Here is a 15,264-nt window from a genome sequence, read left to right on the forward strand (position 1 = left end):
GAACGGGCGCTGTCAACTGTTTTATTAAAAGTTTCTCACCCCCGGCAATGAACAGCTGTCTACACGCGATTCTTCCGCATCATCACCACATACACGGGGAGTCCGGCAAGCGTGATGCCAATCCCTATAAGCGAGCGCAGCGGATCACTGATAATTGTACTGGCTAGAATATAGAGCCCCCCTGCTACACCAAGGATCGGGGTGAAGGGATATAGCGGCACGCGATAACGACCTTGTACAGGCGGCAACTTCCTGCGCAGGAGGAACACGCCGAACACCCCCATGGTGAAGAAGATCCAGAGCACGAACACCAGCAGATCCGTCAGCGTATTGAAGGTGCCCGAGAAGATGTAGACCACCGCCAGCACACTCTGAAAAACAAGCGCATTCGCCGGTGTCTGGAACTTCGGATGAATGCTGCTCAGCACCCGGGAGAACGGAAGCTGTCCCCGCTCCCCCATCGCCTGAGGCACCCGTGCTGCGGTCATGAGATAACCGTTCAGCGCACCCAGCACAGAGACAATAATGCCTGCCGTAATAAAGGCTCCGCCGCCGCTACCGAACAGTGCTTCGGCCGCATCGGCTCCCGGAGTCGGGGACGACACAATCTGGTCATAGGGCAGCGCCTGGAACACCGCAATATTGAACAATACATATACGGCGATGACAAAAATAACGCCGATCGAAATGACCTTCGGCAGCGTCCTGGCCGGGTCTTTGATCTCTCCCGCCATATTGGTTACGCTGATCCAGCCGTCATAAGCCCAGAGTGTGCCGAGCACCGCAGCCCCGAAGCCTGCACCCGCAGCCGCTGTACCGATGCCGCCGAAGCCGGGAGCCAGATCCGAGAACAGTCCGACGCCCACAATGCCCGCTACCGGAATCAGCTTCCCAACCGTAGCCACCGTCTGAATGATCCCGCCGAACTTCGTCGCTATAACATTCATCAACAGAATGAAGCCCAGAATGCCCACGGCAAGCAGCTTCTGCTGCCATGCATTCAACGGCAGAAAGTAACCGGAATAGGTAGCAAAGGCAATGGCCAGCGCCGCCACAGAAGCCGGATAGGAGATCACCGCCTGCACCCAGCCAAGCAGATAGCCGAACACCCCGCCGTACAATTCACTTAAATAAGTATATAGGCCTCCCGACTTCGGAATGGCAGCCGCAATCTCCGCCACACTCAGCGCCGAAGCCAGGGTAATGATCCCTCCAACACCCCAGGCCAGAATACTCATCCATGGGCTACCCGCATTATTCAATACAATTCCGGGCTTCAAAAAAATCCCCGATCCGATAATCATCCCGACCACCAGGGCCAGGGCTTGCAGGAACGTAATACTTTTGGTTAACGGCTTTGTTGTCATGATGTGATTCATTGTCCTTCCGTTCTGTGAAATATTTATCATGCTTTTATTTCTCTATTCGTCCTGTTCACCCCTCTTTTTGAGCCGGAGAAATTGGTTATAAACCAAACTCCCCATTGTAACTAACACTATATGGAAGATATACTGAAGCCTGGGCGTATTTCCCTGGGCATAGCTGGTTCGCTCAGCGCCACAACCTTCGAGGAGGCATATACCTTTATGCTGTACACTCCAGGCATTACCGACTGCTCACCGGCAGAGGTGAATTATGACGCAACAAGAATCGGGGTATTGCATACCCACTTCCAGCAACTGATCGATGACAAAAAGATTCAAGCCGCCTCATATTGTATATCCAGATACGGCAAGACGTTCATGCACGGCGCCATCGGCCCCCTCTCCTACCGCGAAGAGCGGACGGAGCCGTTGTTGCCGACTACCGTTCATAGAATTGCTTCAATCACCAAAGCCATTACCTCCGTGGCCATAGCCAAGCTTGTGGAGGATGGCGTGCTCCGGCTGGACCTTCCCGTCGGCACTTTTCTGAAACCGTTTAACGTGGAGCCCTTTGCCAAAATCGATATCTACAGCCTGCTTACCCATACCTCCGGCCTGTTCCCCGACTGCGCGGGCAGCATGATTCCCTATCACAAAAGCTATTGGCAGCTTATCGGCGAATACTTCGACAGCTACAGGCCGGAGGACGGGGAGCCGGACTGGATCACCGCCGCGCTGAGCTGCGGCGTGAATAAGAAGGTAGGCGAGGAATGGCAATACTGCTCCTTCGGCTTCTGTATTCTTGGCGAGATTATCAAGAAGGTGACTGGCGTTACCGCCGAGCAGTACATAGAGGAGAACATCCTGAAGCCGCTCGGCATGAGGGATACGATGTGGGAGCCGACGCCGGAGCTGGCGGGGCGCTTCATTATCCGCAACGAAATGCGGGAGAAGCAGTTGAATGAGCTGGCCCAAGGCATCCAGCCCGAGGTCTCTGCGGCAGATAAGCTGTGGGAGACGGTATCCAGCACCGGCGGAGGGCTGTCCTCCACACCGGCTGACCTGATCCGCTTCGCCAACATGCTGCTGGGCATGGGCCGACTGGGTGAGACCCGCATTCTCGGCCGCAAAGCCGTCGAGAAGCTCACCACCCGTACACTCTACGGGGTTCCCGACTACTGTTGGGGCAATGATGTCAAAGACCGGAGCTACGGCATTGGACTGGATATGCGGAAGGGTCCCGCCTTCTTTTACTCCGAGGGCAGTTATTTCCATGAAGGAGCCGGAGCCTGCTGTATGGTGATGGACCCTGCCGAGCAGCTTGCTGCGGTATGGTTCGTGCCGTTCAAGGACGATAACTGGTACGCGGAGGCGCTGTTCAATGTCACCAATATTATCTGGTCAGGCGTGATCTGATGAACCGTCTCAAGCATAACTGGAGGATCTGCCGCTCCGTGGCGGCGGTAACCTATAAGGAGTGGAGTGCCTACCGCACCCACTCCCTGGTGTCCGTAATCGTCGGTCCTGTCTATTTCATGGTGCAGTATTTCATCTGGACCGCAGTCTATGGAGGGCAGGCTACACTGGGCGGGCTTGATCTCCAGCAAATGATCCGCTACTTCGGGGCAACGGCGCTGATTGGTTACCTGATCATGGATTTCGCCGACTGGAATCTGTCGATGCTTGTCCGCACCGGCAAGTTTCTGACCTTCCATCTGCGTCCGGTCGATCACCGTTCCTTCGCGCTGTTCCAGAAGCTCGGACACCGCTTCCTCGGCTTCGTGTTTGAATTTCTGCCATGCCTGCTGATTTTTATCCTTATCTTCGGCATCGATATGCGGCCGGCAAGCCTGCCGTGGACCATAGTGTCCGTGCTGCTCGCTTTTCTGATGAATTTCTATGTCAACTATACGATTGGCCTCACCTCCTTCTGGCTGGTGCAGTCAGGGGGCATACGTAGCGCGTTCATGCTGGTATCGGGGATTTTCTCAGGTGCGCTGATTCCGCTGGATTTCTTCCCGCACTGGCTGCAGGTGACCCAGTTGTTCCTGCCATTTCAATACATTGCTTATATGCCTGCCATGGTGTTCACCGGCCATTATTCACTCGGCGGCCTGGAGTTATCCATCCCGGAGGCTGTCGGCATGCAGGGAGCGGCTGTGCTGGTAATGTTCGGGTGCAATGAGCTGGTGCGCCGCCGGGCCATGAAGCAGTTTACTGCGGTCGGCGCGTGAATGAATGCCCCGAAGAAAGGAACATTCTTGACATGAAAAGGTATGTAGAGGTATACAAGCAGTGCATGTACTCCGCCGTGCAGACGGCTTCGGCCTATAGAATGAACTTCATCGTCAGCAGTCTGATTACCCTCATCGGTAATATACTGTTTCCGCTGGTGACCCTGCTGATCTACCGGGCAGGCACCAGCTTCCCCGGCTGGAGCTTATACGAGGTCTTGTTGATCCAGTCCGTATTCACGATGTCCAGCGGCCTCTCCAGCCTTGTCTTCGGAGGGGTCATGTGGACCACCATGTCGCATGTCCGGGAGGGCAGCTTCGAGGTAGTGCTGCTTAAGCCGCTGAATCCGCTGTTCTACCTTGTGGCTACGACCTTCTCCACCGAAAGTGCCGGGCTGTTCCTGGGCGGAGCGGCGTTATTCGTGTTCTCCGCCTGGCATGTAGGCGCGATTCCGGCCTTAGCCTGGCTGCAATTCGCAGGCATGTTCTTCGCCGGAACGGCAGTCCTGGCCGGATTATCACTGATGATGGCGGCGATGTCGTTCAAGTGGGTGGGCAATTCGCGGATTTCCGAGCTGGCCGACAGTGTACTGAGTGTCGGCAAGTATCCGCTGCCGATCTTCCCGAAGGCGGTGCAGGCGGCAGCGACGATGATCATTCCTGTGGGCATGGTCGGCTTCCTCCCGGCCTCGGCGCTGCTTGGCCGGGTAGGAGCCAGTGATTTTGCAGCGATACTGCCCTGCTTTGTCTTTCTCTGGGCAGGCATTTGGGTCTACCGGCACATGATCAGATTATATGAGGGGGTTGGCGGCTGATGCCGGTTATAGATGTGAAGCATTTAACGAAGACATACACCACTTATAAGCGGGGCGCAGGCATGGGGCAGACCTTCAGGAGCTTCTTCAAGCGTGAAGAAGTCTCGGTCCAGGCTGTGAACGATATCAGCTTTGCCATTGAGCAGGGCGAAATCTGCGGCATGCTGGGGCCTAACGGGGCCGGCAAATCGACGACGATCAAAATGCTCTGCGGCGCACTCTACCCGACAAGCGGGGAGATTTCGGTCCTCGGCTATTCCCCGGCCCGTGACCGGAAGCGGTATGTCGGCAAAATCGGAGCTGTCTTCGGCCAGAAATCCCAGCTCATCTGGGATATTCCGCCCATCGACAGCTTCAATATGAACAAGGCCATCTACGGAATCTCCACCCCGGATTTCAATCATCGGCTGGAGGAGCTCGCGGCGCTGCTGGAAATCTCCGAGGTCATTGAGAAGCCTACCCGGGTGCTGTCGCTGGGCGAGCGCATGAAATGCGAATTCGTCATGGCCATGCTGCACCAGCCGGACATCCTGTTCCTGGATGAGCCGACGATCGGGCTGGATGTGATCGCCAAGGTCAAGATCCGCGAATTCATCCGCCAGATGAACAAGAAGCTGAATATGACCTGTATCCTGACTACCCATGATCTGGAGGATGTGGAGGAGCTGGCGCACCGGGTCATCGTCATTAACCATGGCGAGAAGGTGTTCGATGATTCGCTGCAGCGGCTTAAAGTCTTTCTGGGAGAGAAGAAGCAGGTCAGCTTTACCTTTGTAGAGTCTGTGCAGAACACCCCCTTCGACAACGATTACACCAAGGTGGTTGAGCGGCCGTCAGACTTCCAGGTTACGCTGGAGGTGGACACCGCCAGCATCTCGATCAGCGAGTTCATCGAGAATATCTCCCGCAAGCACGGCTTCTCGGATATTTCGGTCAAGGAGCTGCCGATTCAGCAGGTGGTCATGAATATTTATGAGAGTGCACAAGCATAAACCAACAAACAGCCTGAACCGTCACTTTACCGTGACCGCTCAGGCTGCTTGTTTTCCAGATGTTTATTAGCTCTTATGGATAGAGTAACGCCCTCTTAGGCAGCTCCGGCTTACTTCGCAGCAGCCAGCTCAGACGCAAGCTTCTCCGCCCCGTCAAAGATGGAATAGCTGTAGCCCCAGAACTGGTTGAAGTCAATCTTATAGATCGCTTTGTTCTGGATTGCCTTCAGACTCTGCAGTGACGGATCGGCATAGAACGCTTTTATCGACTGGTCAGCATCAATACCGCCTGTGTATACCGAAATCAGCAGGACATCCGGGTTGGTCGCGATCAATTGCTCCTTGCTGATCTCACCGGTCACATCCGCGTAGCTGTTGGTCAGTCCAAGCAGTCCCAGCACATCTCCCGCAAAAGTATCCACGTTCCCGCTATAGACAGCGATCGCGCCGTTGCCCCCGTCAGAGACGTAAGCAAAGGTCTTCCCTCCTGCTGCTGCCCCTTCCTTCAGCTTCGCTGCACGCTCCTTCAGCTCTGCAATATATGCAGTAGCCTTCTCCTGCACATCAAAGATCTGGCCGAGCTGTTCAATATCCTTGTACAGGCTGTCAAGCGTTGCCCCTTGCAGACTGGTGCTCTGCACGAAGGTCTTGATGCCCAGCTCATTGAGTCCGCCTACCGTCCCGACTCCCCAATCCGCATCTGCGAACAGGCCGCCGCGCCCCATCACCAGATCCGGGCTTGCGCCCACAACGAGTTCTTTACTGGCATAGTCCTGGGAGATGACAGGAATCTTCTTGAATTCCTCTTGAACCGCCGGATCGCCTGCACCGTAGAGAGCCGCAACCCCAACCATTTTGTCGGTAAGCCCCAGCTTAATCAGCAGTTCAGCCGCACCTTGGGTATTCGCTACTACCTTCTCGGGAGCCTTATCGAAGGTCTGCGATTTAGTCGTCCATTCGGTGCCTTCCCCGTTATTCGTGTGATTCTCGATGGTAAGAGGATATACCGTCTTGGCTGCCTGTGCAGTCTCCGCCGGTGCGGGACTGGCCGATGCAGGTGCAGCCGTTGCCGCCGCTTCCTTCTCATTACCTGCATTGGAAGAACAAGCTGCCAGCATGACCGCCATCACCAGAACCGCCAGCAGCGGTACATATCGTTTGAATACTTTCTTCATTCTCTTAGGTCCCCTTTTCTGTATGTATGTTAGTTATCCTGCGGGTAGGGCATTAAGCCCATAGCCTTGCAGGGGATACCTCCGTAGAATATAGAAAGTTGGATCACATGTCAATGAGAATTATTATCATTGACAATCGTTCTCAATATCCTTTATATTTAAAAACATGCTACGATATCCTGCTCACAGTGTCTTCTGATGAGTCCGTCCATACTAATCTTTTAATGTAAAGGAGCCTTCCCATTGTCATGCATACTGATCTAGCCATACCTTCACAGCCTAAGCAATCTCTCATTCATTCCCGTTACGGCTTCATGGCTGTTATAGGCGTCCTGTTCATTATCACCCTGCTGTCTGCCGGGGCTGCGGTCTCCTTCGGCCAGGTGGACATTCCTGTCTCCCAATCCTACCGGATTCTGCTTCATCACATCACAGGCATCCAGATTGGAGATATGCAGGAGCTGACGAACGGTTCTTTCGTGGATATTATCTGGAAAATCCGCTTCCCGCGTGTCCTGATGGCGATGTTCATCGGCGCCGGACTTACGCTGTGCGGGACGATCATGCAGGCGGCAGTACAGAATCCCCTGGCTGATCCATACATACTCGGTATCTCCTCCGGCGCTTCGCTGGGCGCAACCTTCGCCATCCTGATCGGCTTCGGCTCGATGGGGCTGCTCGGCCAGTCGGGAGTCGCCTTTTGGGCTTTTGCAGGAGCGGTTGGCGCTTCTCTGCTAGTCCTCACACTTGCCAGTGCGGGCGGCAAAATGACCTCCGTCAAGCTGGTGCTGGCCGGGATGGTCATTAACGCTCTATGTACCGCTTTTGCCAACTTCATTGTCTATTTCGCGAACAATGCCGAAGGCATTAAGACAGTTACCTTCTGGACGATGGGCAGCCTGGCCGCCTCCAGCTGGGACAAGCTGCCGCTGATCTCGGTCACCGTCCTGCTCGCCGTTATCCTGTTCCTCTCGCAGTTCCGTGTGCTGAATGCCATGCTGCTAGGAGATGAGGCGGCGGTTACGCTGGGCATTCATCTGGGTGCCTACCGCAGAGTCTACATGATTCTCACAGCACTGATTACCGGCGTTATGGTAGCAAGCTGCGGGATGATCGGCTTCGTGGGACTGATTATCCCCCATCTGGTGCGGGGACTGGTAGGCTCGGACCACCGCAGGCTGCTGCCGGCGTCGATTCTGTTCGGAGCGATCTTCCTGATCTGGACGGACGTCATTGCCCGGACCATCGTACCGAATGTGGAGCTGCCGATCGGGATCATTACCGCCCTGATTGGAGCGCCGATGTTCATGTACATGCTGATTAGAAAAGGCTACGCCTTCGGAGGGAAAAGCTGATGAATCTGAATGTTGAACGGCTAAGCGTCTCTTTCGGTGAGGCGAAGATTGTGCAGGAGGTCTCGCTGAGGGTGCAAAATAAGCAATTCGTCGGTCTGATCGGCCCGAACGGCTGCGGCAAATCGACGCTGCTCAAAAGCATCTACAAAGTCATCAAGCCCCGTCATGGAGAGGTCTTCCTCTCTGAGCTTAATGTGATCAAGGCCAGCCCAAAGCTTGTTGCCCGGAAGCTGGGCGTAGTCGGCCAGTTCAACGAGCTGAGCTTCGACTTCACCGTTCGTGAGATGGTGGCAATGGGCCGGACACCCCATAAAGGCATGCTGGAAAACGACAGCCAGCAGGACGCTGACATTGTCTCGGCCGCACTCCGCAAGGTCAATCTGGAGGGGCACACAGGCCGCAGCTATAACTCCTTATCCGGCGGCGAGAAGCAGCGTGTCATTCTGGCGCGTGTGCTGGCCCAGCAGCCGGAATTCATGATTCTGGACGAACCGACCAACCATCTGGATATCAAATACCAGCTGCAGATTCTGAATATCGTCCGAAAGCTGGATATCGGCATTCTCGCCGCCCTCCATGATCTCACCCTGGCCGCTGAATACTGCGACTATCTGTATGTTATGAAGGAAGGCCGGGTCGCAGCCAGCGGAGTCCCTGAGGATATTCTAACGAAGGAATTAATCCGCGAGGTCTTCGATGTGGAGTGTGAGACCTACCGCAATCCGGTCACTGGAGCACTGGGTATCGCTTATCTGGAGACAAAGTAGCTCTCAGCTTAATGACAGGTTACACTTAGGCAGACTGAGAAGCGGCGCTTACCGCCGCCCCTTAGTCTGCCTGTTTTGTGTGACTGTCCCCTGCCGCTTCCCCGCTGTTCTGTCCAAGGCCGTACCGCTCCTGGTAGTAGCTGGGTGTGCAGCCTGCGTACTTCTTGAAGATTGCAATGAAGTATTTGTAATCTTTATAGCCGACATCGGCGGCAATGGCATACACCTTATCCTCTCCGCTGCGCAGCAGATCCATCGCCTTCTGTATACGGTAACGGTTCAGAAAATCGTTGAAGGTATAGGTCGTTTCGCTTTTGAACTTCTGATTCAAGTAAGTGGCGCTTACTCCCAGGCTTTCCACGAGATCCTTAATCCCGATTTTCTCCGCATAATGCTCCTGAACATACCGGATCATCCTCGACACGTAACGGGACGATTTCCCGGGGAGCTTAACGACAGAAGCTTGTAGCGCTTCCCCGTTAGCAGCGCCTGATGTCAGCACAGCCGAGTACTGCCGCTTCATCGCTAGCTGCCCCTTGGCCCGCTCCAGTGCAGCGAGTAGCTGCTCCTGCTCCAGCGGCTTCAGCAGGTACTCGGTAACCCCAAGCCGGATGGCATCCTTAGCCAGCCTGAACTCATCGTAGCCGGACAGGATAATGTAGCTGCAATCGGCTTCCTCTACACTCTGCTCAATCATACCAATTCCGTCCAGCAGCGGCATATTCACGTCAACAATGACGATATCCGGCCGGAGCTCGGCGATCTGGCGCAGTCCGTCCTCGCCATTCTCGGCTTCCCCGACCACGACACAGCCGGCTCCCATCCAATCGAAGGTGAACCGCAGCCCCTTGCGGATCATCTCCTCATCCTCTACCAGCAGCACCTTGAACATCTGTCTCCTCCTTCCGGTATGGCAATCTGAATGTAACGACTGTGCCTTCTCCCTGCGTGCTATCCACCTCAATACCGTAACGGTCGCCGTACATCAGCACAAGCCGCCTGTGCAGATTATGCAGCCCGATATGCGGGGCACGGTTATTCTGTGAATGCATGATTGCTTGCACCTCCGCAAGCCGCTCCCTGCTCATTCCTCCGGCATTATCCTTCACCTCAAGGATAAGATCCTTCCCCTCTACCCAGCCCAGCACCGTAACCGCTACCGATTGGCGCTGGCGGTAGCCGTACTTAATCGTATTCTCAATCACCGGCTGGAGCATCAGCCGGGGTACGAGCGCCGTCCGGGCCGCTTGATCGACCTCCTCGCGGTAATGGAGCCTGTCCTTGAAGCGGATCTGCTGGAGCTTCATATAGCCTGCTATATATTCCAGATCACTCCCGAGCACTACATGATCCTGCTCATTGCCTATACTGTAGCGCAGATGGCGGGACAACGTAAGCACCATATCCTGGGCAAGCTGATTATCCACGATAATGGCATAGCGGAGCGTCTCCAGTACATTGAATATGAAATGCGGATGAAACTGCGATTGCAGATGCTTCACTTCAATGACTCTGCGCAGATCGGACAGCTCTGTATTCTGGGCGACCAGCTCATTCAGGCGCTGAAGCATCTGGTTATACTGATTCGCCAGCGTCTCGAACTCGTCACCGGTTCCGATGTAGACGTAAGAATCCATATTGCCGGATTGCAGCTCTCTGACGGCATAGATCAGCTTATCGATCGCCCTCGATTGGCGCGTGGAGATAATGCGGGCCGAATACCAAATGACAATCCAGAGCAGCAGACTCGCCATCGCAAAAAATACAGCCAGAGACAAATAGGCGCTGCGGTTCCCTTCGGCGGCACTTAACGTATAAATGCGCCATTGCGACAACGGGAGATACGTTTCCTTACTGTAATACTTTCCGTCATCAATCCATACGTAACCCTTGGAATCACTGGTCAGGCTGTATTTGTTCATCAGCCCCTGGGTCAGATTATTGGTTGTGGCGATAATGGTCCGGTAGGGATCGGTGACTACGGCAATTTCGTTATTCTGCACGAAGAGCAGCTTCTGCAGATCCAGCTCGTACAATTGATAGATCAGATACCCCTGTACTCCCCCGCTCCCGCTAATTGCCTTGGCAAACGTATAGGCGGTATAGCGGTCATGCGAGAAGCGGATAGGGTTAGTCTCGGCCAATTCCGTCAGGCCCTGATTGTGCATCCGCCGGGCGATAGCCTGAAGCGCAAGGTCAGAGGAATCAGAGCCGTAGTTAGCAGAGGAGGCCAGAATATCTCCATCTGTATCTAAAATATACATAATACTCTTCACCCGCTGCCGGTTATTGAACGTATAGAACCGCTCGAACACCTCAGGACCTCGGGCCTGCACACTTGTGAACGCCCTAACGGAATCCAGCGCCGAGGCTTCATTCGTTTCCTTCACGTAGGAGCTGTAGACTTCCTCCATTGCCAGCTTGATTTTTTTGCCCGCTTCTGTCGTCTGATTGATGAGCAGGAACCGCGAATTAATCATCATGAACATCAGGAACAGCACAAACAAGATGGAAATCGGCACAAGCGTATGCAGCAAAAACAGTCTGCGCAGCGAATCCTTGAAGCTCCTTTTTGCCCTCATGCCTTCCCCTCCTATTCGTCCTGCTATCATACCCCAGGGCAGGCGCATCCCGATACCTGTCCTCCTGTCGGCGAGCGGATGCAGCAAAGCCCGGTACCCGCTGGCGCGGGTCCGGACTACAGCTACATGGTTACTTCTTTTTTGCCGGAGAGCTTAAAGAACAGCAGCAGGGACAGTACAGTGATTACCGTCAGCAGCGTCGATAAGGCAGCAGCCACCCCATAATTGCCGCGCACCACCTCAGTGTAGACCGCTACGGTCATCGTCCGGGTCTTCCCTGTATACAGAATAATCGAGGTGCTAAGCTCTGTAATAATGCTGATCCAGCTGATAATTGCCCCGGCGAATACCCCGGAGATCATCATCGGCACGGTTATTTTGAAGAACGTCCGCAGGGTAGAGGCTCCGAGACTGATCGCCGCCTCCTCTATGCTGTCATTCACCTGATGGAGCACAGCCGCACTGGAGCGGATCGTGTAAGGCAGTCGCCGGATGACAAAAGCAACAATCAGAATCACAGCCGTGCCGCTCAGCACCAGCGGTTCTTTATTGAAGGTCACGAGCAGGGCAATCCCCAGAATCGAGCCTGGTACGATATAAGGCAGCATGGTGAAGGTATCCAAGACATTTGCCCCCGCACCTTTGCGTTTTACTGTAACGTAGGCAATCAGTACAGCCGCCAGCGTAATGATCACAATGGTGATGCTGGCCATCATGAAGGTGTTGTAGATCGCATCTCCCACTTTGGAGAAGGCCGCCCGGTAGCTGTCCAGAGAATAGCCGTCGACGAATATTTTGCCGGAGGTCTTCAGGAAGGAGGTATACGCTACATAGACTTGCGGCATCAGCGCCAGTACCGTGAACAGATATACGTAGGCGTGGGCCGCCAGATTGGCCCATCCCTTCAGCTTCTTCGGTTCAATTGGATTCAGCGCGCTCATGCTGTACGATTTCCGGTTCGCCACATACTTCTGGAGCAGGAATACCGCGACCGCGAACAACACAACAATGACACTGATCGCCGCAGCAAAGCCGTCATCTCCCCCGACCTCACTGATGAATTCATTGAAAATCAGGACAGGCACGGTCCGGTAGCCTTCGCCGATCAGCATAGGTGTGCCGAAATCCGCAAACGCCCGCATGAAGACCAGCAGCCCTCCGGCGAGCAGTGTCGGCGTAATCAGGGGCACGAGGATTTTCCACATTTTGCGCAGCCCCGTGCAGTTCATGCTCTCCGCCGCTTCCATCAGGGAGTTGTCCACATTCTTCAGCGCCCCTGATACATACATGAAGATTAGCGGAGACAACTGAAGCGTCAGCACCAGCAGAATGCCGGAGAAGCCGTAAACATCAGGCATCGTGAACCCGAATACCCGGGACATGAAGGCAGTGATCACCCCGCTGCGTCCAAGCAGCAGAATCCAGGCATATGCACCGATGAACGGAGCGGACATGGAGGAGATCAGAATCAGAATCCGCACCGCAGCGCTGCCTTTGATTCTGGCAATGGTCATAATGTAGGCCAGCGGGCCAGCGACCAGGATAGACAGCAGGGTAACACTTACCGTGACCTTGATGCTATTCCATACTGCGTTCATATAATAGGCTTTGCTGAAGAATTTATGGAAGTAGGCGAGCGAGAAGTCTCCGGTGTTGCTGTCGAAGAAGCTTTTTATCAATAGCATGAACAAGGGCAGGGCCAGGAATACCAGATACCCTACAAAAATAACAAAGGTAATCAGCGACCAGATATCCCAGCGCTTCATCCGGCCGCTCATAGCCGAATCCCCCGGTTCAGATTGCGTTCCCCGGATTGATCGTAAACATTGACCGATTCCGGGAGAATGGCAAGCGTCACCTGCTGTCCGATCTCCACCGCCTGAGTGGAAGCCGACTGCTGGATGACCTCCACCTCCTGTCCGTTCTCAAGCGCCACCACCAGGTGGGTGTTCAGCCCCAGGAACACATTGTTCACCACGGTTCCCGGAAGGCCTGCCCCGTCTCCAGCCAGCACGAATTCCTCCGGCCGCACGGAGACCTTCACCTCTGCCGTTGCAGCGGATAACAATTCCTCTTGCAGCCCCGGAACCTCCAGTGAATAGCTGTTACCCACACGAAGAACCATGCTGCCTCCGGCTCCCCTCTCCAGCTTCGCGTCCATAACATTGGTCCGCCCGATGAAGGTGGCAACGAACAGATTGGCCGGACGCTGATAGATATCCCGCGGTGTTCCCACCTGCTGGATGATACCGGACTTCATCACCGCGATCCTGTCGGATACCGCCATCGCCTCTTCCTGATCATGGGTGACGTAGACTGTCGTAATTCCAACCTCGCGCTGGATACGCTTGATGGCATTGCGCATATCCACGCGGAGCTGCGCGTCCAGATTGGACAGCGGCTCATCCATCAGCAGTACATCGGGATTAATAACGATGGCACGGGCCAGGGCTACGCGCTGCTGCTGACCGCCTGAGAGATTTTTGGGCATTCTGTTCTTGTAAATTTCAATCTGCACCGTATCCAGAATCTCCGCGACTCTGCGCTGCCGCTCCTCCTTGCCCACCTTACGGTTCTCCAGCCCGAAGGCTACATTCTCCGATACGCTCAGATGGGGGAAAATGGCGTAATTCTGAAAGACCATTCCGATGTTCCGTTTGCCCGGAGGGACGTTGTTCATGACTTTATCGTTGAAGCCGAGATCCCCGCCTTCAATACTGTTGAAGCCGGCCACCATCCGCAGCAGTGTCGTCTTCCCGCAGCCCGAAGGACCCAGAAGGGTGAAGAACTCACCCTTTTGGATGTTCAAGGACAGCTCGGGGATCACGGTGGTGTCGCCATATTTTTTGACAATATTCTTGAAGGATATTGCGACGCTCATGTTGCACACCCGCCTTCTCTCTATTTAGCTGCTCTGTAGCCAGGGTTATTTAGCAATACTCGTAAACAACTCGTTGTAACGTTCCACAATCACTGCCTTATTCTCGGCAACATAAGCCACATCCTCATCAATCACCTTGATCTGATCCATCGGTGTCATGAAGTCTCCAATTACCGCATCCGACCGCAATGGACGGTTCGTGGTCTCTTTCCCCAGTGCATCCTGTCCTTCTTTGGAAATCAGGAAGTCAATGAACTTCTTGGCGTTCTCCTGATTCGGAGAGCCTTTGACCACTCCCGCTACCGCATCCAGAAATACCGCTCCCTCTTCGGGATACACGACCTTGACCGGGGCTCCGTCTCTGACATAGCTGACTGCCGGATCTTCGTACGTCAACGCCACCACATATTCGCCGTCCGCGACACTCTTGTGCGCTTTGCTGGAGCCGCCGGCAATTTTGCCATCCAGATTCTCCAGCAGCTTAGCCACATAATCCCAGCCAGCCTCTGAGGTATAATCGCCGCCCATCGCTCTGAGCATATTCGTTAATTGAGCAAATGCCGAGCTGGAGTTCGCCGGGTCTGCCATGGCAATCTTGCCCTTCAGCGCCGGATTAAGCAGATCCGCATAGCCCTTAATCGGAATGTCGCCTGCCAGATTCGTGTTCACCAGCAGCACACTGCCGTCAGAGACATAAGAGGTCATGATCCCTGTCGTATTCGTGTGTCCCAGCAACAGATCCTTATCATTAGAAGATACATATTCTTCGAACAGGTCCGCATTATCATTGAACAGAGCATAAGCACCACCGAACATAACGTCGGCATACGGGTTTGTTTTCTCGGACTGAATCCGCTTGATCAGCTCACCGCTGCCCGCCGATACCAGCTCTACAGTAACGCCCGTCTGCTTCTCAAAGGCCGGAATAAGTGCGTTAATCATCGCTTCACTATTAGGGGTGTAGACTACCAGCTTGTCCGAGCTGCCGCCCGCCGCGCCTTCATTCGCTTTGTTTCCTCCGCACGCCGAGAGCACAACCACCATCATTGTCATAATAAGTGACACCTTCAACCACTTTTTCATTTTCATTCACCCCTTA

13 protein-coding genes are annotated in these 15,264 nt (G+C 54.4%); 6 read left to right on the forward strand and 7 right to left on the reverse strand.

Annotated elements, in window-relative coordinates; translation table 11 throughout:
- Positions 1–59 precede the first annotated feature (59 nt).
- Positions 60–1,367: an APC family permease gene (locus J2Z70_RS15720; RefSeq protein WP_245368261.1), complete on the reverse strand. Its 1,308-nt coding sequence runs from the start codon at positions 1,365–1,367 to the stop codon at positions 60–62.
- A gap of 132 nt (positions 1,368–1,499) precedes the next feature.
- On the opposite strand from J2Z70_RS15720, the gene J2Z70_RS15725 reads away from it, so the two are divergent.
- The 4 genes from J2Z70_RS15725 to J2Z70_RS15740 are packed head-to-tail and all read left to right on the forward strand — an operon-like array spanning position 1,500 to position 5,405.
- Positions 1,500–2,780 carry a serine hydrolase domain-containing protein gene (locus tag J2Z70_RS15725; RefSeq protein WP_245368262.1) on the forward strand — a complete coding sequence of 427 codons (1,281 nt, stop codon included), beginning with the start codon at positions 1,500–1,502 and terminating at the stop codon, positions 2,778–2,780.
- Entirely contained in the window at positions 2,780–3,598 is an 819-nt protein-coding gene (locus J2Z70_RS15730) for an ABC transporter permease (RefSeq protein WP_209874621.1), read from the forward strand. The genes J2Z70_RS15725 and J2Z70_RS15730 overlap by 1 nt, the downstream gene beginning before the upstream one ends.
- A gap of 32 nt (positions 3,599–3,630) precedes the next feature.
- Positions 3,631–4,413: an ABC transporter permease gene (locus J2Z70_RS15735; RefSeq protein WP_036725439.1), complete on the forward strand. Its 783-nt coding sequence runs from the start codon at positions 3,631–3,633 to the stop codon at positions 4,411–4,413.
- On the forward strand, positions 4,413–5,405 hold the full coding sequence (locus tag J2Z70_RS15740; protein WP_245368263.1) for an ABC transporter ATP-binding protein: 993 nt from the start codon (positions 4,413–4,415) through the stop codon (positions 5,403–5,405). The genes J2Z70_RS15735 and J2Z70_RS15740 overlap by 1 nt, the downstream gene beginning before the upstream one ends.
- 110 nt (positions 5,406–5,515) lie before the next feature.
- Here the strand turns inward: J2Z70_RS15740 and J2Z70_RS15745 are convergent, their stop codons facing one another.
- Entirely contained in the window at positions 5,516–6,580 is a 1,065-nt protein-coding gene (locus tag J2Z70_RS15745; RefSeq protein ID WP_209874623.1) for an ABC transporter substrate-binding protein, read from the reverse strand.
- A gap of 248 nt (positions 6,581–6,828) precedes the next feature.
- Here J2Z70_RS15745 and J2Z70_RS15750 point away from each other — a divergent pair, with 248 nt between their 5' ends.
- Both J2Z70_RS15750 and J2Z70_RS15755 read left to right on the forward strand, forming a co-directional pair.
- A complete protein-coding gene (locus J2Z70_RS15750; RefSeq protein WP_209874625.1) occupies positions 6,829–7,935 on the forward strand; it encodes a FecCD family ABC transporter permease in 1,107 nt (368 codons plus the stop codon).
- Entirely contained in the window at positions 7,935–8,702 is a 768-nt protein-coding gene (locus J2Z70_RS15755; protein ID WP_209874628.1) for an ABC transporter ATP-binding protein, read from the forward strand. The genes J2Z70_RS15750 and J2Z70_RS15755 overlap by 1 nt, the downstream gene beginning before the upstream one ends.
- 61 nt (positions 8,703–8,763) lie before the next feature.
- Here the strand turns inward: J2Z70_RS15755 and J2Z70_RS15760 are convergent, their stop codons facing one another.
- The 5 genes from J2Z70_RS15760 to J2Z70_RS15780 all read right to left on the reverse strand — a co-directional run bounded on the left by J2Z70_RS15760 (position 8,764) and on the right by J2Z70_RS15780 (position 15,248).
- The gene (locus tag J2Z70_RS15760) at positions 8,764–9,594 is read right to left on the reverse strand and encodes a response regulator transcription factor (protein WP_209874630.1); all 831 of its coding nucleotides are present in this window, start codon (positions 9,592–9,594) and stop codon (positions 8,764–8,766) included.
- Entirely contained in the window at positions 9,566–11,284 is a 1,719-nt protein-coding gene (locus tag J2Z70_RS15765; protein WP_209874632.1) for a sensor histidine kinase, read from the reverse strand. Before J2Z70_RS15765 ends, J2Z70_RS15760 begins: the two co-directional genes overlap by 29 nt.
- 122 nt (positions 11,285–11,406) lie before the next feature.
- Positions 11,407–13,062 (reverse strand): ABC transporter permease, encoded by a 1,656-nt coding sequence (locus J2Z70_RS15770; protein WP_209874633.1) that lies wholly within the window; start codon positions 13,060–13,062, stop codon positions 11,407–11,409.
- On the reverse strand, positions 13,059–14,165 hold the full coding sequence (locus J2Z70_RS15775; protein ID WP_209874635.1) for an ABC transporter ATP-binding protein: 1,107 nt from the start codon (positions 14,163–14,165) through the stop codon (positions 13,059–13,061). The genes J2Z70_RS15770 and J2Z70_RS15775 overlap by 4 nt, the downstream gene beginning before the upstream one ends.
- A gap of 45 nt (positions 14,166–14,210) precedes the next feature.
- Positions 14,211–15,248: an ABC transporter substrate-binding protein gene (locus tag J2Z70_RS15780; protein ID WP_209874638.1), complete on the reverse strand. Its 1,038-nt coding sequence runs from the start codon at positions 15,246–15,248 to the stop codon at positions 14,211–14,213.
- Positions 15,249–15,264 lie beyond the last annotated feature (16 nt).

It is taken from the genome of Paenibacillus silagei (assembly GCF_017874735.1).
Lineage (GTDB): Bacteria > Bacillota > Bacilli > Paenibacillales > Paenibacillaceae > Paenibacillus_AQ > Paenibacillus_AQ silagei.

Excerpts from the sequence above, each read along its gene's own strand:
- J2Z70_RS15720 (WP_245368261.1), bottom strand. The coding sequence starts at position 1,367 with ATGACAACAAAGCCGTTAACCAAAAGTATTACGTTCCTGCAAGCCCTG.
- J2Z70_RS15755 (WP_209874628.1), top strand. The coding sequence starts at position 7,935 with ATGAATCTGAATGTTGAACGGCTAAGCGTCTCTTTCGGTGAGGCGAAG.
- J2Z70_RS15725 (WP_245368262.1), top strand. The coding sequence starts at position 1,500 with ATGGAAGATATACTGAAGCCTGGGCGTATTTCCCTGGGCATAGCTGGT.
- J2Z70_RS15750 (WP_209874625.1), top strand. The coding sequence starts at position 6,829 with ATGCATACTGATCTAGCCATACCTTCACAGCCTAAGCAATCTCTCATT.
- J2Z70_RS15765 (WP_209874632.1), bottom strand. The coding sequence starts at position 11,284 with ATGAGGGCAAAAAGGAGCTTCAAGGATTCGCTGCGCAGACTGTTTTTG.
- J2Z70_RS15745 (WP_209874623.1), bottom strand. The coding sequence starts at position 6,580 with ATGAAGAAAGTATTCAAACGATATGTACCGCTGCTGGCGGTTCTGGTG.
- J2Z70_RS15735 (WP_036725439.1), top strand. The coding sequence starts at position 3,631 with ATGAAAAGGTATGTAGAGGTATACAAGCAGTGCATGTACTCCGCCGTG.
- J2Z70_RS15775 (WP_209874635.1), bottom strand. The coding sequence starts at position 14,165 with ATGAGCGTCGCAATATCCTTCAAGAATATTGTCAAAAAATATGGCGAC.
- J2Z70_RS15760 (WP_209874630.1), bottom strand. The coding sequence starts at position 9,594 with ATGTTCAAGGTGCTGCTGGTAGAGGATGAGGAGATGATCCGCAAGGGG.
- J2Z70_RS15730 (WP_209874621.1), top strand. The coding sequence starts at position 2,780 with ATGAACCGTCTCAAGCATAACTGGAGGATCTGCCGCTCCGTGGCGGCG.
- J2Z70_RS15770 (WP_209874633.1), bottom strand. The coding sequence starts at position 13,062 with ATGAGCGGCCGGATGAAGCGCTGGGATATCTGGTCGCTGATTACCTTT.
- J2Z70_RS15780 (WP_209874638.1), bottom strand. The coding sequence starts at position 15,248 with ATGAAAAAGTGGTTGAAGGTGTCACTTATTATGACAATGATGGTGGTT.
- J2Z70_RS15740 (WP_245368263.1), top strand. The coding sequence starts at position 4,413 with ATGCCGGTTATAGATGTGAAGCATTTAACGAAGACATACACCACTTAT.